The organism is Fretibacterium sp. OH1220_COT-178, assembly GCF_003860125.1.
Classification (GTDB): Bacteria; Synergistota; Synergistia; order Synergistales; family Aminobacteriaceae; genus CAJPSE01.
In genome coordinates, this window is sequence record NZ_RQYL01000002.1 from 85,830 (window position 1) to 105,917 (window position 20,088).

Genomic DNA, 20,088 nt, shown 5'->3' on the forward strand with positions numbered 1-20,088 from the left:
TACGCCCCCTCGCGGAGTTCGTCAGGGGAGGTCTTGAAGGTGAACAACAAGAGTGACGCAGGATGCAATTTCGTGCGTGCCACGTACTACCGTAACATGCCGGAGCCCTCGGACCAGGAGAAGGGACTGCCCCAGCCGCCGGTGGAGCGCCCCGCGGCTCAGGAGGGAAGGATCGCCGAGCTGCCCGGCCCGGAGGCGCTGGACGTTCCGCCGATGGATCTGCGCACCGCCATCGAGTCCCGGCGCTCGCTGCGTGGCTACTCCGGGGCCTCCCTCTCCCTCAACGAGCTTTCCTGGCTGCTCTGGGCCTCCCAGGGCATACGGAAAATCACCCGATCGGAGGGCTCGACGAGAACCTGGCGCAACGTCCCGTCGGCCGGCGGACGCCATCCGTTCGAAACCTACCTGGTTCTCCGAGCCGTCTCGGGCCTGACTCCCGGACTCTACCGCTACCTGGCCGTCGGGCACCGCATCCAGGAGGTGGACGTCTCCCGCGACTACGCGCAAAAGGTCTCCGACATCTGCTACCGTCAGCCCTTCATCGCTCAGGCCGCCGCAACGTTCGTCTGGGCCGCAAACGCCTATCGCAGCGTCTGGCGCTACAAAGCACGGGCCTACCGCTACTTTTACAAGGATTCCGGACACGTCTGCCAGAACCTTTCCCTGGCCGCCCTGCCCATCGGCTGCGGAGTCTGTGCCATTGGGGCTTTTGACGACGAGGAACTGGCCCGCATGATCGGTGCGGACGGAGACACCCTCTTCCCCGTCTACGCGGCGGCCGTTGGAAAACGCGCCCACCCCTGACCGTCTCGAAAACCGAACGATAGGAGGACGGGTGCCCATTACCCCCCTCCCTCCCCTATGCGCAAATTTCGGAGCGGCGGGTAAAGACGAAAAGGGAATGGTGGATTTTTCCGTGCTTTTCTTGACAAACGTCAGGGGCGGACCTAGGATATTGTGGTGTCGTTTCAACAATCTGCACTGCAGCTCCGGATCGTCCACAAGCTTCTGGCCCTCAAAAGAACCGAATTTGGGATGACGTCTTGAAAATATCCGAAACACCAAGGGGGACGCCATGATTACAGCTCGCATAGAGGACTACCTGGAAGAGCTCTTTCTTCTGGAGAGTACGGGGCGCACCGTCACCGTCACGGACTTGGCGGAGCGCCTGAAGATCACGAAGGGAACGGTGACGGCCACAGTCCAGAAACTCGTCGATCAAGGCTTTCTCAACCACGAACGATACGGCGCGCTGCACCTGACGGACAGCGGCCGGCGCAAGGGCTTGGTCGTATTTCGCCGGCACGAGGGGCTGCGGGCCTTCTTCCACGAGCTTCTGGGCCTGGACCGGGAGCAGTCCTCCGAGATGGCATGCTGCATGGAGCACTACATCGACACCATCACCGAGGAGCGCCTCTACGCTCTGCTGGAGTACTTCCGCCGCGCCCGCGCAGAGCGGGAACCCTGGGTGGACGAAGCCTTTGTCGCCCTGGAAAAACCGATCCTGCTGCCCCTGCCTCTCACCCTCTCTCAGGAGGGGGCCAAGGGCCAGCTCATACGCCTCACCGCCGACGAGCCCCTGCGCAAGAGGCTCATGGACTCCGGCTTCACCTCCGGCACCTCCGTTACCCTGCTGCAGGTCAAGGACGGCAACTACACCGTCCAGGTAAAGAGACGCTCCCTGGACCTCCCGCTCAACGAGGCCGCGACCGTCTGGATATTGGCGAGCTGAACCGTTTTTCTAAAAAACATCCTCGGGCAATAAACGGCAAACAGAGCTGCCAGACGTATGTGAGACACGTCAGATCCTGTCGGCAATGGATGTGGCATCCTACGGCTTTAAGCTGTAGGATGCCGGTCTTTGCAAAGCAACAAGACATAAGAATACAGGAGACTTAGGATGGGCATTACCCCGCCCCGACGAGCTCGCATGGATCGTTATCCGTGGTTTTATTCCAATTCCCTATCAATCGCACAACTCGTTTAAACAGACGACCATCAAGTGCAGCGCAACGTGCCGGCCAGCTGACCGCAGGCCGCCATGATGTCCGCCCCCCGTTCGCGGCGCACCTCGAACTCGATCCGCAACTCGGCGAGAGCGGCGCAGAACGCTTTGACCTTCGCCTCGGGGGAGCGGCGAAGCTCCGGTTTCATCGGGATGGGATTGAACGGGATCAGATTGATGTAAGGCTCCAGTCCATCGAGCAACGCCGCCATCTCATAGGCAAGCTGCGGATCGTCGTTCAGGCCGTCGATCAGGGCATACTCTATCGTGATACGCTCGCCCGTACGATTTCTGTAGACGCGAAGCGCCTCGACCAGCCTTGACAGGGAGTACTGCCGGTTGATGGGCATCAGCTTCGTACGCAGGCCGTCGTTCGGGGCATGGAGGGATACGGAGAGGCGCAGAGGGACCTCGAAGTCCGCCAGGTCGAGGATCCCGGGCACGACGCCTGCGGTCGAGATCGTGATGTGGCGGGCACCGAGATTGCGCATCTTGGGATGGTTCAGCATACGAATGCCCTTGAACACGTTGCCGGCGTTCAACAGCGGTTCGCCCATCCCCATGAACACGATGTTGTTGATCCCCTGCTCCGCCCCGCCATCCAGCCGACGGCGCTCCATCATCAGGAACTGCCCCAGGATCTCACCGGGGGTCAGGTTGCGGCCGAATCCCAGGGTCCCCGTGGCGCAGAAGACGCAGGAGAGCGGACAGCCCACCTGGCTCGAAACGCAGGCCGTCGTATGCCCCCCATGGTTCAGCAGGACGGACTCCACCCGGGCACCGTCCGCCATCTGCCACAGGTACTTGCGGGTGCCGTCTTTGGACTTCTGCTCCCGAATCAGCACCGGCAGAGGCATCAGCATCGATCCGCTCAGACGCTCCCGCAGGGACTTCGAGAGGTTGCTCATCTCATGGTAGTCGAAAACCTTTCGAACGTGCATCCAGTTGCAGATCTGATCGGCACGGAAACGGGGCTCCCCCCACGCCTCCATCCGTTCCCTCCATTCCTCGTAGGAAAGGGAGAGGGCATCCTCCCCTCCGCGTTTTCTTTCAAGTTCCATCCCATGATCCCTCATCGTTCGTCATCCTCTCGATTCCGCCGTTACGTCCCGCTCCACTATAATGGGGACTATAATGAACATGTGCGCAACGTCCCTGCGGATTCCACATTCAATGAAAATTCTGGCTGCTGCCAGGAGGTCGCTCATGTCTCCCTTACCGATAGAAAAGCTTTTCCGATCCTCTCGGAGCGAACCCAGTCATTTGTTCTCGGGCTTTTGGGTCCTGGCGGCAGCGTTGGGCTCCCTTTACTACGGCAACGCCTTCATCGCCCATATCCTCGGCTCCCAGGAGCAGGGAATCGGATCGGCCGTCTTCCTGCTTTCCATAACGAGGATGCTGGTCCACGGGACTCAGAACCTGCTCCTTCTCTCCGGCTGGCATATGATCGCCCGGGGTGTGGCGCAGCGATTTCCGAGAGTCGAGGACTCGGTGACGATCCTGCTTCCCCCTTCCGGGCTGGTGGTCAGTTTCTATCTGCTGTTCTTTGTGGCGCCCAAACTCCGCCTGATGTTCCCGGTACACGTCGCCATCCTGTTCCTTCTGATGGTGCTGTTCCAACTCCTCATGCTCCGGGTCGAGGATGGACTGGACCGGTATGCGGCCCTTCTGCTCTGGATTTTTTCCTTTCAGAGTCTGGAACTGTTCTCCAGCTTCTCCGAGGCATCCGGAAACATCCCGGCACAGGACACGACGGCCCTCGGCATGGCGGGAACCGCGCTTTTCTTCAGTTTTCTCACCGGAGCCGTCTCCTCCACCTGGCTCATATCCCGCTATTCCACCCGGGTCAGTCTGCTGCGTCAGACCTGGACCAAATCGGAGCTCAGAAGCGCGCCTGAGGACACGGGACTCAAGGCGGTGACTATGGTCGACGTCAACAACCTGGCCCATGACCTCAAAAACCCGATCGCAGCGATCAAGGGAACCGCGGCGATGCTCCACAAAAGCACGCCCTCGGAGAAGAGCGCCCTCATCCTCAAGGCGGCGGAGTATATGGATAACATGGTCCGGGAACTCCTGATGGAGGACGAGAGAAATGCGGTGAAGGTCCTCGATCTCTGCGCGACGATAGACCGTCACATCCGCCCCTTCCCCTGGGGAAAGGACGTGACGATAACGATTCATCCTGCAGCCGAGGCGCTCTCGATCTCGGCCAACAAGATACGCCTCCTTCGCGCGGTGTTCAACGTTCTGGACAACGCATGGAGGGCCAACGAGACGACGGGGGGCCGTGGCATCGAACTTCAGGTGCGCCGCAACGCCGATTACCTGGAGCTCGATATCCTCGACAACGGTCCCGGCTACAGGGCGGAACGCGCGCAATCCGCCAAATCCGGCTGGGGCTCGACGGGACTGGGGCTGGCCTTCACGCGCCGCGTGATCTCCCTGCACGGCGGCTCGCTTCTGATCGCCGACAGGGTCGACCGGAAGCGGGGAACGCGGGTCCTCATCTCTCTTCCGATCCTGTCAAAGCCGTCGGACACCTTCGGCGCCGTCTGAATCGCAGACAAAGGACGTATGCGAGGACGAGGAGGAAGGCCCCTCCCACGCAGACGAGGGGCAGGATGTGCAGATAATGGGAAAGCCGCTCCTGATGCTCGCCCAGAAGATACCCCACGAGCGTCAGGACCACCACCCAGATCCCGGCCCCGAGGGACGTGAAGGCGGTGAACAACCCCAGGTTCATTCGCGCCACCCCGGCAGGGAGCGAGATGTACTGGCGAATGACCGGAAGGAGGCGCCCTACGAAGGTGCTGACATGTCCGTGTCGGGCAAAGAATTTCTCCGCCTTTTCCACGGATTCCGCGGATACGAAGAAATATTTCCCGTATCTCAGCAAAAAGGGCCGTCCGAACCTCACCGCAACCCAGTAATTGAAAAGCGCCCCCAAAAGGCTCCCCAGAAGCCCCGAGGCGATCGCCGCCAGGAGCGACATCTCCCCCCTCCACGCCAGGTAGCCGGCAGGCGGCAGGACCACCTCGCTGGGGAAAGGAAAGAAGGACGACTCCAAAAACATCAGAGCTACGATCCCGGGGTAGCCCATGCGCCCGATCGTCGCCACGAGCCACTCCGTGGAATCCTTCAGAAGCCCGATCAGGGGCTCGGAGAAGTACAGGACGAGTCCCCCTCCAAGCAGGAGGGCAAGGACCAATGCCCAGCCCGCGACCCCTCGGCGGATCAAGACCAAGCCTCCTCGAACAGCGTTCCGGAGGCCACCAGAGCCGTGCGCCCTCTGAGCCAAGCCCGAGCAGAGGCGTTGTCCGAGGCGAACTCCAGCCGCACCGTATTGGTACCTCCCGGGTTGACCACCCGGATTGGCGCGCAGAGGCTCCAGACCAGGACGCCGGCGACCGCAACGGCCACGCACCCCGTCCCGCAGGAGTCCGTCAGATCCTCGACGCCCCGTTCATAGGTGACGGCCGCGACATCCCCGGAGGGCAGCCGGCGGGCAAAGGTGACGTTGGCGCCCTCCGGAAAGAGCTCCGCGTCGTACCGTACCGTCCGCCCGATCTCCCGCATCGCGTTCTCCGAATACTCCTCATCCGAAAGCAGAACGCAGTGCGGCACCCCCACGGTGAGGAAGACGAAGGGAAACTCGACGCCCCCCGCACGCAGGCTTCGGCCGAAGATGCCCCCGGCGAGATCGACGCGTCCCATGTCCAGTTCGACAAAAGGCGGCTCGACCGTGGCCTCGATCAGCCCCGATTCGGTGATGAAGCGCATCGGCGAGGAGGCGATGCCCCTTTCGTAGGCGTAGCGCGCGAGGGCCCGGGCCCCGTTGCCGCACATCTCCGCCTCGCTGCCGTCGGCATTGAAGATGCGCATCCTGAAATCGGCTCCCTCGGTCCGCTCCACGGCCATCAGGCCATCCGCCCCTATCGAAGCGCGCCTGCGGCACAGAGCGACGGCCGCAGACCGCAGGTCCGCCCCCGAAAGCCGCCCCTCCCGGTTGTCCAGGACGACGAAGTCGTTCCCGTTTCCGTGAACCTTGAAAAAATCGACCAAAACCCATACCTCCAGACAAAGCCGGCGATCTTTCCTGCATTGCCTTATATTATAATGACGATGCTCCGGCAGCACCCGAAATCCTCCGCCGGACACAAAATCCACATCATGAACCGTTATTTTAACCGACCCTCGTACGGAGGGCCAGAGGGGGAAGACGGAGATGGCACCAAGATTGAAGGTCATCATGGAACACGGCGGCTACCGCTGCGGCTGAGGAGGCGGGAGGGGCACCTACACCCCGGAAGAGAAGGCTTCTTTTCCTCAACAGCAGAAGAACCATCAGGCCGTAGGAGAGCTGCTGCGCGCCCTGCGGGACCATTATGGGGACCGTTTGGACGTCTGCCTCATCGACCCGCGAAATATCCTGGCTTTTTTCGACAACATCCGCTACCGCGTCCGGCCGTCGCGTCCCACCTGGATCCTGGACCGGGACAAGATCTGCGACGGCATTCCCCGACTCGAGACCTTGATGGAGGCCATCGATCGCCGCCTGTCCTGATCTTCCTCCGAAAACGTGGCGCAAGCCGGCACTTTGCGGTACAATGCCAGGCGCTCAATCCATTAAGGGGATACGCAACGGCAAGGGAGCACGCGCATTCGAGACGATCTTGTCCCTTGTTGAAATTACGGAACGAACCGCAGACACGGTTTATCCTCGAACACGCAACAAGGAGGCAAGGGAAACACCATGCAGGCCGAAAAAATACGCAACCTCGCCATCGTGGCGCACATCGACCACGGCAAGACGACCCTCATCGACTCCATCTTCAGGGCGGCCCAGACATTCAGCGAACGCACCCAGCTTGCGGAACGGGTGATGGATTCCGGCGCGCTCGAGCGCGAACGCGGAATCACGATCCGCTCCAAGCCCTGCACCGTGGAGTGGAAGGGCTATCTCATCAACATCATCGACACCCCCGGCCACGCCGACTTCTCCGGCGAGGTGGAGCGCATCCTCTCCACGGTGGACTCGGTCATCCTGATCGTCGATGCCAACGAGGGCCCCATGCCCCAGACCCGCTACGTGCTGAAACACGCGCTGTCCATCGGAATGCGCCCCCTGGTGTTCATCAACAAGGTCGATCGGGAGGGAGCCGACCCCGACGGAGCCCTGAACCAGACCTTCGACCTCTTCTTCGAGCTCGGAGCGACGGACGAACAGGCGGACTTTCCCGTGCTCTACGGCTCCGGCCTCAGCGGCTGGGCCGTCAAGGACCTGAAGGGGACGAAGCGAGAGGGCATGGACGACCTCTTTCAGGCGATCATCGACCACGTCCCGGCCCCCAAAGTCGACCCGGACGAGCCCTTCCTGATGCAGGTCAGCACGCTGGCCTGGAACGAATATGTGGGGCGCATCGGCTGCGGCAAGATCCTGCAGGGACGCATCCGTAAAGGCGATCCGTTTGTCCGCGTCTCCACGAAATGGCGGTCCGCGCGGCACGAGGAGGGCAATTGGGACATCACCGGAACGGAGAGCGCCCGGGTCGCCCAGCTCTGGGTCACCCGCGGCCTGGAGCGGACCGAGGTGGACGAGGTCGGGGCGGGGGACATCGTCTGGCTGACCGGCCCCACGGAGATCGGGATCGGCGATACCTTCGCGGCGGCGGAGCTGGCGGAGACGCCTTTGAAGCCCCTCGCGATCGAGGAACCGACGGTCTCGATGTTCTTCCTCGTCAACTCGGGCCCCTTCGCGGGGCGCGAGGGGCAGGCCGTGACGTTGCGCCAGCTCAAGGCCCGGTTGGAACGGGAGATGCACGTCAACGTCTCGCTGCGCATGGAGGACCTGGGACGCCCCGACGGGGTCAAGGTCTCGGGCCGGGGCGAGCTTCAGTTGGGCATCCTCATCGAGGAGATGCGACGCGAGGGCATGGAGTTCTGCATATCCAAGCCCGAGGTCATCACGAAGACGGAGGACGGAGTCCTGATGGAGCCCTACGAGCTTCTGACCATCGACGTCCCCGAGGAACATCAGGGCATCGTCTTCGAAAAACTGGCCAAGCGCAAGGGCAAGGTGAAGAACATCGAGAACCAGTCCCGGGGCCTGCTGCGGATCGAGTTCGAGATCCCCACGCGCGGCCTGATCGGCTATCGGGGCGAATTTCTGACGGACACGCGGGGGTTGGGCATCATGTCCAACTGCACCATGGGCTACGGGCCCTGGGCCGGCGACCTGACCTCCCGCAGCCGGGGCTCGCTCGTCAGCCTGGACACCGGCGAGGCGACGGCCTACCAGCTCGAGAACCTCCAGGAGCGCGGGACGCTCTTCATCTCCCCTCTCGATCCCGTGTACGCGGGGATGATCGTCGGCGAGAACAGCCGTCCCGGGGACATGCCCTGCAACCCCACCAAGAAGAAACAGCAGACCAACCACCGTTCCGCCACCAAGGAGGCGACGACCAAGCTGGACGTGCCGCGGCGCATGCCCCTGGAGAAGGCAATGGAGTGGATCGAGAACGACGAGCTGGTGGAGGTGACTCCGCAGTCCATACGCCTGCGCAAGGCCATTCTCGACGAGCTGGAGCGGCGCAAGGCCGGACGGAAATAAGGCCAGACGATGAGGCCGGCCCTTGAAGGCCGGCCTCACTCCTTCCTCCTCCTTGGGAGGCCCGCGACACGCCTCAGTTCTGCGGTGCGGACTCCGAGGCCGGGGCGTTGTCCTTCAGGTACCGGAACAATCCCTTGCCGGGGTCGACGACCAGGACCGTCTCCTTCCTCAGCCCCTTCTGGAAGAATTCGATCGCCTTCATCTGCTCGTAGAGGCTGAAGGCCCGGCCCATGGCCTGGGAGATGATGACCTGCGCCTCCTTGTCCCCCTCCCCGCGGAGCGTCTGGCCCTGCTTGAAGGCCGAGGCGATGATCTCCTGCGCTTTTCGGTTCGCCTCCGCGGTGATGCGGTTGGCCTGGGCGCGCCCCGCGGCCAGGATGCCCTGGGCGATCCTCACGCGCTCGGACTTCATGTTCGAGTAGATGGCCTGGAGGTTCTGCTCCGGCAGGGTGAAGTTCCGTATCGCGGTGCGAACCACGGTGATGCCCATATTCTTGGTCTGGGCACGCACCCGCTCCGTCGTCGCGTCGATAATCTCGTCCCTCTTGTCGTTGAGGATATCTTCGTAGGTATAGAGCCCTGCGACGACGCGAATGGAGCCGAAGATCACGTCGTCGATACGGCGCGCCAGGGTCTCCGCACTGCGTATCCGCGTGTGGAACGCCTGGGGATCGTCGATCCGGTAGAGGAGGAACGTGTCGAAGATCACGTTGCGCTTGTCGCCCAGAACGGTCTCCACCGGTGCGGAATCATGCTCCTGAAGCCACTTGGGGTAGGCATAGACCACGTCTAGGAACGGAACCTTGACGTGCACCCCCGGCGTCGAGTGGACGCGAACGATCTTTCCGAAACGCGTGACCACCGCGTGCTGGTTCACCGGGACGATATAGAAGGTCCCGCTGGTCAGCAGAAAGCCCAGCAGCAAAAGGCCGCCGAAAAACGTCAGCCACTTCTTCATCGCTTCTCACCTCCGGCCTCGACGGCGGACTGACCGAAAAGGGAGCCCCACGGCAGCGGAAGGAGCTTGATCGTCCCCGCGGCCCCGCTCCCTTCCAGGCCATCGACGAAGACCACCTTCAGGTTTTTCCAGACCTCCGTCATGCCCTCGGCCCACATGTTGAGCCGGGTCAGTTCGGGGTTCAAGGCGTAGGCCTCCTGCAGGAGGTTCAGGCGTGCAGCCTCCCCCTCGGCTTCGGAGATGCGTTTGAACTTGTAGGCCTCCCCCTCGTTGATGAGGATGGAAGCTTGCCCCTCCGCCTCCGGGACGACCTTGTTCGCATGCGCCTCCGCCTGATAGAGCATGTTCTTCACCTGCTCCTCGGCGGAGGTGACGCTGTTGTACTCCTCCTTGATGGCCTCACTGACATTGGTCTCCTGCAGCAGCACCTCGTCGATGCGGATCCCCGCCTGCAGGGAGTCGAAGATCGCCTGCAGCGTCTCGAAGGCCGTTTCCTGTATCCTCTGCTTTCCACTAGTCAGCCCCTCGTCGAACATCATGCCCGCAAAGATCCTCCGCATCGTTGCCATGCAGAGGTCCCGAAGCATCCGCTCCTTGTCCGCCTCCCTGAGCGGCAGGTTGAAAAGATACCGTTCCGGGGCCCCGATGTGGTAGTGCAGAACCCACTCGACCTCAATCAGTTTGTTGTCCTTCGTCAGCATCAACCGCTCGTTCGCGACCGGCATCTCGGGAACCCCGTGCCCGCCGCCGTCCCGAAGCCGAAAGCCGAATTCAAGGCTCCTCTTGCGATCCGATGCGATCATGTGGACCTCGTCGACGAAGGGCAGCTTGAAGTGCAGCCCCGGGACCTCGACCGACGCGACGCGCCCGAAGCGCAAGACGATCCCCCTCGAATCCGAGGGAACGGTGTACATATTTGTCAGGAGGAGCAGCCCCACAAGCAGAAGCAGAGCAGCCCACAGGACGTTTTTCATGAAAAAGCGAAGCACCCGCCCCTTGAAGCCCGGATCGTTGGGATCCGGCATTACGATCACCCGCGCCATGGACATTCCTCCCCAATCGGGCTCCACGCCCTAAACCGCTGTACCCCTTCCATTTTTGACATCACTCCGCATCCCGCAGGGGAATGGCAAAGGACACCGTGGTCCCCTTGCCGGGGGTGCTGGAGATGGAGAAGTTTCCGCCCTGTATCGTCACGCGCTCCTCCATGTTCTGGAGTCCGTAGGAGCCCCGTTCGCGTGCCGCCTGTCTCTCGCGCTCCACGTCGAACCCCCTCCCGTCGTCCATCACCAACACTTTTAGAGTCCGCTTGGAACTGCCTATGGAGACCCGAATGTTCGCGGCCCCATTCCTCGCAGCGTTGATGACGGCCTGGTGCAGGGTCTTGAAGACGTTGCTTCGCTGACTGACGGGCACTTCGTCAAGCTTGCCGGTCAGCTTGCAGCTCACTTCGACCCCCCACATCTGACGGACCTGCTCGGCCAGACGCCGAAGCGGCAGTTCAAAACCACTTTCGATCCCCGTGGGACTCAATCCGAACAACAAAGAACGAACCTCGCTGAGACCGGTCCTCAGCTGCCCCACAGCCAAATTCAGCTCCCCGGAGGCCGCGGCGCCGTCCCCCCGCGCCAGGAGTTCCTGGGCCATCTCCAGGCTCAGTCCTGCAGCCGAGAAGGACTGGGTAGGCCCATCGTGGAGCTCTCGCGCAAAGGAGCGCGCCTCGCGCTCCGCGATCTGGAACGCCATGGCGAGGGCCTTCTCGTTCCTTATAGCCCCCTGTTCCGGGGAGAACTCCTCGGGCAGGCTGACCAGGTTCATCACCATACGAAGGCGCGTTCCCATACTCTCGCTCCGGGAGACGAGCCGCTCCAGGGTGCGTTCCTCCCTCTGGAGCTCCTCCTTGTGCGCGGAGAGGATACGATAGCGTTCCTCCAGGGATGCGTGCACCTTCATGGATTGAGACGCTCGCTCGTAGGCGGCCTTCTCCTGTTCCAGCGCCCCCTGCTGCGAGTGGCGCATCAGCTCCTCCCGAAGCAGCTCATACTCCTTAAAGGCGCGATCGATTTCAGCCGCCAAATCCCGCAGCTCCCGGGTCAGCGTTCGAAAACGATTTCTGGTCTTCTCGAGGCGATCGGACTCCTCCCGACGAATCGTGTCAAGTTCATGGAGACTCTCCTGAATGAAATGGAGGATACGATCCTCGAGTTCCCCTACCTTGTTTGCCATACAACACGCCCCCCGCGCAAAACGCCCCGAGCCCTTCTTCTCGTTCCGGGTTCTTCCGGCCTCCTCGACCTCGGAATCCAAAGGGGCTCATGCCATCCAATGATGTGTGTCGAAAGACAGAAAGTCAGGTCGACGACAAAGCCAGTTCAAGCACCTCCAAGGCCGATCATGACGTTCGCCCAGCGGCGCATCTCCGCCATTCCCGAGCCGCAGACGCGCAACGTCCGTCCTCCCAGGCGATCCGAACAGGGCAGTACGGCGGCCTGGTCACATTGGGCGGTGGTGTGGAAGGTAATCCGTAAGTCGAAGGCGCCGTCCCCAATGTCCATTCGAGGAGCCTCGTTTTTTCGTATGCGCTCGACGGCGGATGCAGCCGCCTCGCGAAGGACGACGGAACTGACCTCCGGGGCGAGGCAATCCGCCGAAGAGCGTCCATGGGCCGTCTTGACGCAGGCGGTCGTCACGCCGGGGCCCAGCAGCTTCTCAGCCTCGTCGCAGGCAGCCCGATCCCCGGTCACGAGGGCCACCGGAAGCCCCCGAGCGGCACAGGCCGCCGCATTCAAGCCGATCTCCCCCACCTCGACCCCATTGAGTTCGACGGAGTAGACCCTTCCGCCGCTCACGGTATGGTCCAGAACGGCACGTCGCGTCCCAGCCATGGCGTGATAGCCAACGAAAAAGACCGCGTCGGCACCCTCGTAGCCCTCCAACATCCCCATCGTCTTGGGCCATCCGCTCAATAGGCGGGCTTCAGGGTTCAGACCTCCGATATCCAGGTTTATCATGCGGTCATGGGAGTCGTTGACTAAGATATCCTCGACCCCCATATCCAGCAATCCTTCGATGACGGCGTTGACGTCGTGGAGCTGCATGCGGCACCCAAAGGCATACTCCGGCTTACCGCGGTCCGTCTGGTCGACGTTCACGACCCCTGTCGCACCCTCCATATCCGCGCTGATATAGACCCTCATCCTTCCATCCCCCGCTTCCCAACGATTCCCCTTATTCTACACGAGAGGGCCCAAAATTCACGCAGAAAATGGCGCAAGAGAGAGCTTTGTCATGGTTGCAAAACCGGCGAAGCAAAAAGAAAGCCCTCAAAGGAACGCCGTATCCAGTTCAACCTTCGCATCCGACAAGCTGAGCTCTAAATCCAAGTCCCTATCCCGCGAAGCTCGAATTGGGGCATCACAAATTTTTGACGACTGCTCCGGTGCTGGAGCAACTACGATTCTCAATCAATCGCGTACTTCGTTTTGTCGCTGCGCTCCGCTGGCTCACTGTCGACCGCCTGCAAATCATTCAGAGGGATAGCCTCCATATAATCTTAGTCACAACAAATCGATCTTCCCTGCCGTCTTTTGCCGCATAGGAGAAGGGCCTTTCCCCAAGCGGGAAAGGCCCTTCCTTAAAATTAACCCCGACAAGTCAACGGTTGCGTCGAGGATTTTCGTTGGTGGAGGCGGGGGGAATCGAACCCCCGTCCGACATGGGCCGACCGTGGCGGCACTACAGGCTTAGTTCTCTTTTAATTGTCGTCCAAGGTTAGGCAGAGAACGGCCTTCCTCTTTCCAAGACCTCTGATCTTTTCCACCCCGGCGAGATCCGACGCGAAGCGGAGCATCCACCTGAAATGACGTCTCCGGCGGGCCGGCGGAGGAGCCCATCCTTCAACGTGGCAGGCTTAAGCCGCCAGTGCGTAGTTATTGTCGACGTTTATCGTCTTGCCCGAATGTTTAACGAGGATTACGGACGTAACTCGGCCTGCTCCTCCAGATCCTCCACACGCCGTCGAAACCTGTCGCCCCCTAAACAGACAGCCAGCTCTCTGTGGTTGTAAACCGCAGAGGCTGTGTCGGTCGCTTGCGTCGCAACGAAGCCTCATGGCTTCCTCCTCGACGCAAAACAATCGCACGCCAATAGATTCAATCCCCTCTTTTCCGAGGGGCATGGCCCCCTTGGCGATTCAGTCCTCATAGCGTCCTCTATGCCTCACGGCACGAGCGATATCCCGCTTGGCGTCCCGATCCGCAAGGGCATCGCGCTTGTCATAAGAGGTCTTCCCCTTTGCCAAGGCAAGCTCCACCTTGGCCCTGCGTCCATCCTTGATGTAGACTGAAAGGGGAATAAGGGTCAACCCCTTTTCCCGAACCTTGCCCCCCAGACGGACCAGTTCCTGACGATGGACCAGCAGTTTCCTGTTCCGCTCCGGCTCATGATTGTAATAGCTCCCCTTTTCGTAGGGAGAGACATGCATTCCCATCAGCCAAAGCTCGCCTTTCTCGATCGAGGCATAGGAATCCTTTAAATTCAGGTTGCCTGACCGGACGCTCTTGATCTCCGTTCCCGTCAGGACAAGGCCACATTCAAGAGAATCGAGGATGAAGTAGTCGTGCCTTGCCTTGCGGTTTTGAGCCACAATCTTGTTCGCCAACCTCATCCCCTCCTTTCTCTTCAATAGCATTTTATTATATCAATTTTCCTTTTTTTGTAAAGGATCAAATCCTCCATACGAACTCAAAGATAAACTCGGGAAACCCGTCGCGAAAAAGAGGTCATCACCTCATAGGGAATCGTACCTCGCAGCTCGGCGATCTCCTGCACGGTGATCTCCGCCTCCCCCTGACGTCCGATCAGAACGACCTCATCCCCCAGAGCGACGTCATCCAAGTCCGTGACGTCCACCATCATCTGGTCCATGCAAATCGTCCCCAGAACGGGGCATCTTCGCCCCCGGATCAAGACGGATGTCCTCCCGGACAGACTCCGGCTCCATCCGTCGGCATACCCAACCGGGACGACGGCGATGCGCTCCCGCCCCCTGGTGATGTAGCGCAGCCCGTAACCGATGCCGCTACAGGGCGCCGTGTCGTGAAGGGACACTACGGCGCTCTTGAAGGAAAATCCGGGGCGAAGAGTCACCCCATCCGACAGTCCGGGCCCGGGAGATATGCCGTAGAGCATGATCCCCGGGCGTACCGCATCCAGGTATTTGTCCGGGTGTCCCAAAATGCCCGCACTGTTGCAGAGGTGCCGCGTTCGCACGTCGAGCCCCTTCCGTTTCAGACAAGCAAGGGCCTTTTCAAACCGTGCGAATTGCATGTTCGTATAGTCGGGCCTTGCTTCATCGGCGACGGCAAAATGGGTAAAAATTCCGTCGATCTCCAACCCGGGAAGAGAGAAGAGCTCGTCGGCGACGCCCTCCAACGTCTCAGGGAGAAAGCCGAGCCGCCCCATGCCGCTGTCGATCTTCAAATGCACCCTTGCTCGCTTCTTTCTCAGAAGCGCCTCCCCGTTCAATTTCCGGGCAAAGGCCACCTCCGCACAGGCACAGATCAGATCATATTCCACTACGGCACCAACGGATTCCTCAGGCTCCTGTCCCAGAATCAGGATATCCTCGGACAATCCCGCACGACGGAGCTCGAGGGCCTCCCCCAGCCGGGCCACGGCAAAGCTTCCACACCCCGCCTCACGATAGAGCTGAGCCACCCTGACCGCCCCATGGCCGTAGGCATCGGCCTTGATCACCGCAAATACGCCACGCCACGTCCCAACGAGGGAGCGAACGGTCTCGAAATTGTGAAGAAGGGCGCTCAGGGAGATCTCCATGCGGGTCGGAGATACGACAGACACCTCGATCACCTCCGGAAGATTCACAGAAAGGGGAGCGCTTTCGCTCCCCCTCGCCTACACGTCAGAAATCATGCCAAGTCCCTTTTTACCGAAGTTCCCCGTTTCGTCTTTTGTTGTCGAAATCCTTCACGACCCTGCGCAGCACCCCCGAGAGGAGCAGGAGACCGATCAGGTTGGGGATGGCCATAAGCCCATTCAACGTATCCGCCATATCCCATAAGGACGTCAAGAAGGCCTTGGCCCCCGTGCCCAGAATCTGACCTCCGGCGGCCCCGAGCAGGATGAGGGCGATCCATAAAATCTTCATGACGGGCTTGAAGCCCACGCCGAAAAGATAGGTCGCAGCGGTCTCGGCATACCAGTACCAACCCAGAATCGTCGTGAAGGCAAACAGGGCCAGCCCGACGGAAAGCACATATTTGCCCACTACGGTCCCCAGGCCCGCCTCAAAAGCGTAGAGCGTGAGCTGGGATCCGGTCAGCTCGGCCTGTCCCGTGAGGGTTCCCGTCGTCATGATGACCAGCGCCGTCATGGAGCAGATCACGATCGTGTCCATGAAGACCTCGAAAATTCCGTAGAGCCCCTGACGGACGGGATGATCGACATAGGCCGTCGCATGGACCATGGGAGCGGAACCCAAACCGGCCTCGTTTGAAAACACTCCCCTGGCGATCCCCTTGCTCACCGCAAGCTTCACGGACCAGCCCGCAATAGCGCCGGGCATGGCCATGGGGTCGCTGAAGGCGTATCTTACGGCCGAGGCGATCGCCTCGGGGATGTGCTGGGCGTTTGTCGCCAGGATGACGATGGATCCGATGATGTAGAACACGGCCATGAGGGGCACCAGGTAGGTGGTGACCGTCGAAAGGCTCTTTAGCCCGCCGATGATGACCAGGGCGACAAGAATGGCCAGGACGATGCCGCTGTGAAGCGGATCGACGCCGAATCCCAGGGAAAGCCCCTCCGCAGTGGAATTGGCCTGAACCGCCGCGCCGATGCCGAAGGAGGCCAGGAAGGCGAAGAGGGCAAAGAGGATCGCCAACCACTTCTGTCCGGCCCCATGCTCCAGGATGTACATCGTCCCCCCGCGCCAGTCGCCGTGCTCGTCCTTCTTGCGGAAGTGCACTGCCAAAGCCACCTCGCTGAATTTCGTGCACATGCCGAAGAGGGCCGACACCAGCATCCAGAAAAGCGCTCCGGGCCCTCCCAGGTGAAGTGCCGTCGCCACGCCGGCGACGTTGCCCGTTCCAACGGTTGCGGCCATCGCAGTCGCCAAGGCGGCAAAAGAGGAGATGGACTTATCCTCCGTCGTCCGCCCGGCCTTCCTCGATCCGAAAACCTCCTTCAGGGACAAGAGGAAGTAACGCAGCTGCGGAACGCCCAGCAATACGGTGAGGTATACGCCCGTCCCGACCAAGAGGCACAACATGGGGGTCCCCCAGACAAATCCGTTGATTATGTTGTTGTAATGCACAATCTTTTCCATCAAGGAGATCGGCTCCGTCATAGCGACTATCCCTCTCTTTCTTCACCTGCCGTTTCGCAATCGGCTCGAAAAACGCGAAATCTGCGGCGTCATCCAACGCAGTGGCTCCCTCGCTTTCCCCTCCTCCCAACGACTTCGGTAATTTTTCCATAATAGGAAAGAAAAAGACTCCTATAAGGTTAAGGTCATTATAGCATCGAGCCCTTCCCAAACTCGAGCCTCATTCAAGCGAAAGCAAGCCGCAGAGGGGGAGAAAAAGCACCCGATCTGCGGCCTTTTTGATCCCGGAGACCAGGCAAGGCTCCGGCTTTTATATCGAAAAACGACGCCCTTTTCAAACGGGCTCGAATCTCCCCAATCCTAACCTCGAGCCTTTTCGGGGAACACCACCACCAGAAGCATCTTGAAGGCCTCCTCGGCAAATACCGCGTGCGGCTTGCGCGAGGGCATGACCAGGCTCTGTCCGGCCTCCAAAAGGTAATCCCGGCCGGCCACCGTAAGCCTGCCCTTCCCCTCCAGCACCGTGACCATGGCGTCACCATCGGATTCGTGCGTGCTGATCTCCTCATTTTTGTCGAAGGCAAAAAGGGTGATGCTCACCGCGTCGTTCTGTGCCAGCGTTCTGCTGACGACCTCGCCCTTGCGCACATCGACCTGTGCTGCCAGAGAAAAAACGGCCTCGTGTTCCACATTTTTAATCATCGCGTTCATATCCCCTAAACCTCCTGTTCCTCAAGAGCACGTCCATCGACGGTCACCACGACCACTCGCCAGGGAATCATCTTTCCGCTCGCGGCCAACGCCCGCTTCACGGCATTCTCCATCCCTCCGCAACAGGGCACCTCCATACGCACCACCATGACGCTTTTGATGTCGTTGCGCCTCAAAATCTCCGTAAGCTTTTCGGCATAATCCCCCTCATCCAGCTTCGGGCAACCGATGAGCGTCACGCGATTTTTCATGAACCGCCGATGAAAATCGCCGCACGCAAAGGCCGTACAATCCGCCGCGATCAAAAGATGAGCCTGGTCGAAACAAGCGGCATCGACTGGTATGAGCTTGATCTGAACCGGCCATTGAGCCAATTCGCTGCCTGCCGATGCAGCCGGCGCAGTTCCTCCCGCCGGGGCACTCTCCCCCCTGTCCCGCAGGATGTCCCTCATCCGGCTGCCGGGGCAGCCCCCGATCGGCATACGACGAGGAGCAGCCGTATCCGCCCTTCTCTCCGTATCGCCCCGTTCCGCTTGGCGGCGGAGCTCCTCCTGGCGAGCCCTCACCGCAGCATCGTCGTAAGGCGCCGCCTCCCGCTCCTCAAAGGCGATGGCCTCTCTCGGGCAGGCCGGCAGGCAGTCGCCCAAACCGTCGCAATAATCATCCTTGATCAATGTCGCCTTGCCGTCCACAATGGCGATGGCGTTCTCATGGCAGGCCTCGGCACAGAGTCCGCAGCCGTCGCACTTGTCCTCGTCAATCTTGATAATTCTGCGTATCACTTTTGTTTTCCCCCTCGTCTTCCGCTCTCATCGCCTTATTCCCCCGCGTCGGACAGAGGATACGGCAAAAACGCGGAACAATCCATTGCTTTTGCAACAAAATGCAATTCAAGCGAGGATCATCCGGCAAAGGTCGGCGGACCTCGGGGATACAATAAAAAGCCGGGACCGCCCAAAGCTCCGGCGATCCCGACCCCACGTCATTTTCCCCGCCTTCAGAGCCTCAATCGGGCAAAGGGGTTTGCTTCAACAGCCCGTAGCCCGCATCGAAGGCCTGAAGGTTGAGGTCGGCGATCTTCTGAACGGGGAAATGAGCCGCAATGACCTTGCGCAGGGACTCGGGGGACGCGATCTTCTCGAGTTCCAGAACCCGTCCCACGCAGCCCAGGGCAACCATGTTCGTGACGATCTCGCGCCCCAGCTTCTCACGCGCCGTCCGCACGATAGGGAGCGCGTAGACGCGGGCGTCGATCCGCCCATGGGTGCTCTCGACGCTTCCTCCGCCATATTCGCCCGTAGGGGCCCCCGGCAGCTCCGTAACGAAGAAATCGTCGTAGACGATCCGTCCCCCAGGCTTGGTGTCGACGGCGAATTCGTCCGCAGCGGCCTGAGTCAGGATGACCTGCAGGCAGGGGGCGATCACCTTGGGGTAATCGATCGGTTCGGAGGATATGACGACCTCCGCCTTCGACTTTCCGCCTCGGGCCTCCGGACCATAGGCCTGGGACTGGACGACGTACAAATCCGACTCGTAATGGGTGATCGCCTGACCGATCAGTTCCGTGGCCAGAATGACCCCCTGTCCGCCGGAACCGGCGATGCGAATCTCGAACCTCTCCGCCGCCATCTTCTCTACCCCCTCACCTTGTCGATGACATGCTTCTGGTACTGTTCCGTGTACTCCGGAACGTCCTTGTTCACGAACTCGCCGCAGACGATCCTGCCGGACAGCTCTTCGGGACTCATCGTCTGCGCCTTGGCCAGGGGCACCGAGGCCTCCTTGAAGAAGTTGTAGTTCTCGATGGGAAGCCTGCGGTTGTTCTTTCGGCCGAACTGCGTATGACAGTGCGTCACCACCTCGATGACCGAAAACCCCTTCTTTTTGATCCCGTTCGTGATGTACATTTCGGCCTGACGGGGATTTGCAATGGTCGTTCGGGCTACGTAGGAGGCACCGGCCCCCTCGGCCAGCTTGCAGATGTCGAAGGCGGGATCGATGGCTCCATAGGGGGTCGTGGAGGCCCAAGAGCCGATGGGCGTCGTCGGGCTGGCCTGGCCCCCCGTCATTCCATAGATGTTGTTGTTCATGACGATCGCCGTGATGTCGATGTTACGGCGACAGGCGTGGATAAAGTGGTTGCCGCCGATGGCCGTACAGTCGCCGTCCCCCATCACGTCCACCACGGTCAGCTCCGGGCGGTGCAGTTTGATCCCCGTCGCAAAAGCCAGGGAGCGGCCGTGGGTGGAGTGAAGCGTGCAGGCGTTGATGTACCCCGCCATGCGGCTGGAGCACCCGATCCCCGAGGCCACTACGGTATTGGCCCTTTCCTTTTTGAGGGAGATGAGAGCACGGATGAGCGAATGCATGATGATGCCGTGTCCGCACCCCGGACACCAGATATGGGGCATGAAACGCGTTCGGACCCAGCTGAGAACCTCTGCGCTCGGCAT

The 20,088-nt window shown here is 60.8% G+C and carries 19 protein-coding genes and 1 other RNA gene; 5 read left to right on the top strand and 15 right to left on the bottom strand.

Annotated elements, in window-relative coordinates; genetic code table 11:
* Positions 1 to 39 precede the first annotated feature (39 nt).
* Positions 40 to 804, top strand: a complete 765-nt coding sequence (locus EII26_RS01290; RefSeq protein WP_199735011.1) for a SagB/ThcOx family dehydrogenase — start codon at positions 40 to 42, stop codon at positions 802 to 804.
* A 271-nt stretch (positions 805 to 1,075) separates the two neighbouring features.
* Positions 1,076 to 1,732 (top strand): metal-dependent transcriptional regulator, encoded by a 657-nt coding sequence (locus EII26_RS01295; protein ID WP_124887326.1) that lies wholly within the window; start codon positions 1,076 to 1,078, stop codon positions 1,730 to 1,732.
* Between the two features lie 266 nt (positions 1,733 to 1,998).
* Here EII26_RS01295 and rlmN read toward each other — a convergent pair whose 3' ends face one another.
* The gene (rlmN, locus tag EII26_RS01300; protein WP_233572530.1) at positions 1,999 to 3,081 is read right to left on the bottom strand and encodes a 23S rRNA (adenine(2503)-C(2))-methyltransferase RlmN; all 1,083 of its coding nucleotides are present in this window, start codon (positions 3,079 to 3,081) and stop codon (positions 1,999 to 2,001) included.
* Positions 3,082 to 3,268: 187 nt separating this feature from the next.
* On the opposite strand from rlmN, the gene EII26_RS01305 reads away from it, so the two are divergent.
* The gene (locus EII26_RS01305; protein WP_158612083.1) at positions 3,269 to 4,564 is read left to right on the top strand and encodes a sensor histidine kinase; all 1,296 of its coding nucleotides are present in this window, start codon (positions 3,269 to 3,271) and stop codon (positions 4,562 to 4,564) included.
* Here the strand turns inward: EII26_RS01305 and EII26_RS01310 are convergent.
* The gene (locus EII26_RS01310; RefSeq protein ID WP_124887388.1) at positions 4,512 to 5,108 is read right to left on the bottom strand and encodes a DedA family protein; all 597 of its coding nucleotides are present in this window, start codon (positions 5,106 to 5,108) and stop codon (positions 4,512 to 4,514) included. The two genes, EII26_RS01305 and EII26_RS01310, sit on opposite strands and share 53 nt — an antisense overlap.
* Positions 5,109 to 5,242: 134 nt before the next feature.
* Entirely contained in the window at positions 5,243 to 6,070 is an 828-nt protein-coding gene (dapF, locus tag EII26_RS01315) for a diaminopimelate epimerase (protein WP_233572531.1), read from the bottom strand.
* A gap of 334 nt (positions 6,071 to 6,404) precedes the next feature.
* Between dapF and EII26_RS13045 the strand changes: the two genes are divergently transcribed.
* Both EII26_RS13045 and typA read left to right on the top strand, forming a co-directional pair.
* The gene (locus tag EII26_RS13045; protein ID WP_158612084.1) at positions 6,405 to 6,572 is read left to right on the top strand and encodes a hypothetical protein; all 168 of its coding nucleotides are present in this window, start codon (positions 6,405 to 6,407) and stop codon (positions 6,570 to 6,572) included.
* 189 nt (positions 6,573 to 6,761) lie between these two features.
* A complete protein-coding gene (gene typA / locus EII26_RS01320; protein ID WP_124887329.1) occupies positions 6,762 to 8,618 on the top strand; it encodes a translational GTPase TypA in 1,857 nt (618 codons plus the stop codon).
* Between the two features lie 73 nt (positions 8,619 to 8,691).
* On the opposite strand, the gene hflC is transcribed toward typA, so the two are convergent.
* The 12 genes from hflC to EII26_RS01380 form a co-directional block, all read right to left on the bottom strand.
* Positions 8,692 to 9,576, bottom strand: a complete 885-nt coding sequence (gene hflC / locus EII26_RS01325) for a protease modulator HflC (RefSeq protein ID WP_124887330.1) — start codon at positions 9,574 to 9,576, stop codon at positions 8,692 to 8,694.
* Positions 9,573 to 10,619, bottom strand: coding sequence for an FtsH protease activity modulator HflK (hflK, locus tag EII26_RS01330; protein ID WP_158612085.1), 1,047 nt, complete (start codon positions 10,617 to 10,619; stop codon positions 9,573 to 9,575). The genes hflC and hflK overlap by 4 nt, the downstream gene beginning before the upstream one ends.
* 61 nt (positions 10,620 to 10,680) lie before the next feature.
* Complete coding sequence (locus EII26_RS01335; protein WP_124887332.1) at positions 10,681 to 11,802, bottom strand: ATP-binding protein; 1,122 nt, start codon at positions 11,800 to 11,802, stop codon at positions 10,681 to 10,683.
* Between the two features lie 146 nt (positions 11,803 to 11,948).
* Complete coding sequence (locus EII26_RS01340; protein ID WP_124887333.1) at positions 11,949 to 12,773, bottom strand: M55 family metallopeptidase; 825 nt, start codon at positions 12,771 to 12,773, stop codon at positions 11,949 to 11,951.
* Positions 12,774 to 13,256: 483 nt separating this feature from the next.
* Positions 13,257 to 13,611, bottom strand: a transfer-messenger RNA (tmRNA) gene (ssrA, locus tag EII26_RS01345).
* 157 nt (positions 13,612 to 13,768) lie between these two features.
* Positions 13,769 to 14,236 carry an SsrA-binding protein SmpB gene (gene smpB / locus EII26_RS01350; protein ID WP_274703307.1) on the bottom strand — a complete coding sequence of 156 codons (468 nt, stop codon included), beginning with the start codon at positions 14,234 to 14,236 and terminating at the stop codon, positions 13,769 to 13,771.
* An 83-nt stretch (positions 14,237 to 14,319) separates the two neighbouring features.
* Positions 14,320 to 15,438, bottom strand: coding sequence for an alanine racemase (gene alr / locus EII26_RS01355; protein WP_233572532.1), 1,119 nt, complete (start codon positions 15,436 to 15,438; stop codon positions 14,320 to 14,322).
* 85 nt (positions 15,439 to 15,523) lie between these two features.
* Entirely contained in the window at positions 15,524 to 16,924 is a 1,401-nt protein-coding gene (locus tag EII26_RS01360; protein WP_124887334.1) for an alanine/glycine:cation symporter family protein, read from the bottom strand.
* A gap of 360 nt (positions 16,925 to 17,284) precedes the next feature.
* The gene (locus tag EII26_RS01365) at positions 17,285 to 17,635 is read right to left on the bottom strand and encodes a cupin domain-containing protein (RefSeq protein ID WP_124887335.1); all 351 of its coding nucleotides are present in this window, start codon (positions 17,633 to 17,635) and stop codon (positions 17,285 to 17,287) included.
* A gap of 5 nt (positions 17,636 to 17,640) precedes the next feature.
* Positions 17,641 to 18,417: an ATP-binding protein gene (locus tag EII26_RS01370; RefSeq protein ID WP_124887336.1), complete on the bottom strand. Its 777-nt coding sequence runs from the start codon at positions 18,415 to 18,417 to the stop codon at positions 17,641 to 17,643.
* Between the two features lie 223 nt (positions 18,418 to 18,640).
* Positions 18,641 to 19,264 carry a 2-oxoacid:acceptor oxidoreductase family protein gene (locus tag EII26_RS01375; RefSeq protein ID WP_124887337.1) on the bottom strand — a complete coding sequence of 208 codons (624 nt, stop codon included), beginning with the start codon at positions 19,262 to 19,264 and terminating at the stop codon, positions 18,641 to 18,643.
* A 5-nt stretch (positions 19,265 to 19,269) separates the two neighbouring features.
* On the bottom strand, positions 19,270 to 20,088 hold the full coding sequence (locus EII26_RS01380) for a 2-oxoacid:ferredoxin oxidoreductase subunit beta (RefSeq protein ID WP_124887338.1): 819 nt from the start codon (positions 20,086 to 20,088) through the stop codon (positions 19,270 to 19,272).

What these genes read in the sequence shown, in the direction of transcription:
- EII26_RS01295 (WP_124887326.1), top strand. Translation starts at nt 1,076, where the DNA reads ATGATTACAGCTCGCATAGAGGACTACCTGGAAGAGCTCTTTCTTCTG.
- rlmN (WP_233572530.1), bottom strand. Translation starts at nt 3,081, where the DNA reads ATGAGGGATCATGGGATGGAACTTGAAAGAAAACGCGGAGGGGAGGAT.
- EII26_RS01310 (WP_124887388.1), bottom strand. Translation starts at nt 5,108, where the DNA reads ATGGGCTACCCCGGGATCGTAGCTCTGATGTTTTTGGAGTCGTCCTTC.
- typA (WP_124887329.1), top strand. Translation starts at nt 6,762, where the DNA reads ATGCAGGCCGAAAAAATACGCAACCTCGCCATCGTGGCGCACATCGAC.
- hflC (WP_124887330.1), bottom strand. Translation starts at nt 9,576, where the DNA reads ATGAAGAAGTGGCTGACGTTTTTCGGCGGCCTTTTGCTGCTGGGCTTT.
- hflK (WP_158612085.1), bottom strand. Translation starts at nt 10,619, where the DNA reads ATGGCGCGGGTGATCGTAATGCCGGATCCCAACGATCCGGGCTTCAAG.
- EII26_RS01335 (WP_124887332.1), bottom strand. Translation starts at nt 11,802, where the DNA reads ATGGCAAACAAGGTAGGGGAACTCGAGGATCGTATCCTCCATTTCATT.
- EII26_RS01340 (WP_124887333.1), bottom strand. Translation starts at nt 12,773, where the DNA reads ATGAGGGTCTATATCAGCGCGGATATGGAGGGTGCGACAGGGGTCGTG.
- EII26_RS01360 (WP_124887334.1), bottom strand. Translation starts at nt 16,924, where the DNA reads ATGGAAAAGATTGTGCATTACAACAACATAATCAACGGATTTGTCTGG.
- EII26_RS01365 (WP_124887335.1), bottom strand. Translation starts at nt 17,635, where the DNA reads ATGAACGCGATGATTAAAAATGTGGAACACGAGGCCGTTTTTTCTCTG.
- EII26_RS01375 (WP_124887337.1), bottom strand. Translation starts at nt 19,264, where the DNA reads ATGGCGGCGGAGAGGTTCGAGATTCGCATCGCCGGTTCCGGCGGACAG.
- EII26_RS01380 (WP_124887338.1), bottom strand. Translation starts at nt 20,088, where the DNA reads ATGCCGAGCGCAGAGGTTCTCAGCTGGGTCCGAACGCGTTTCATGCCC.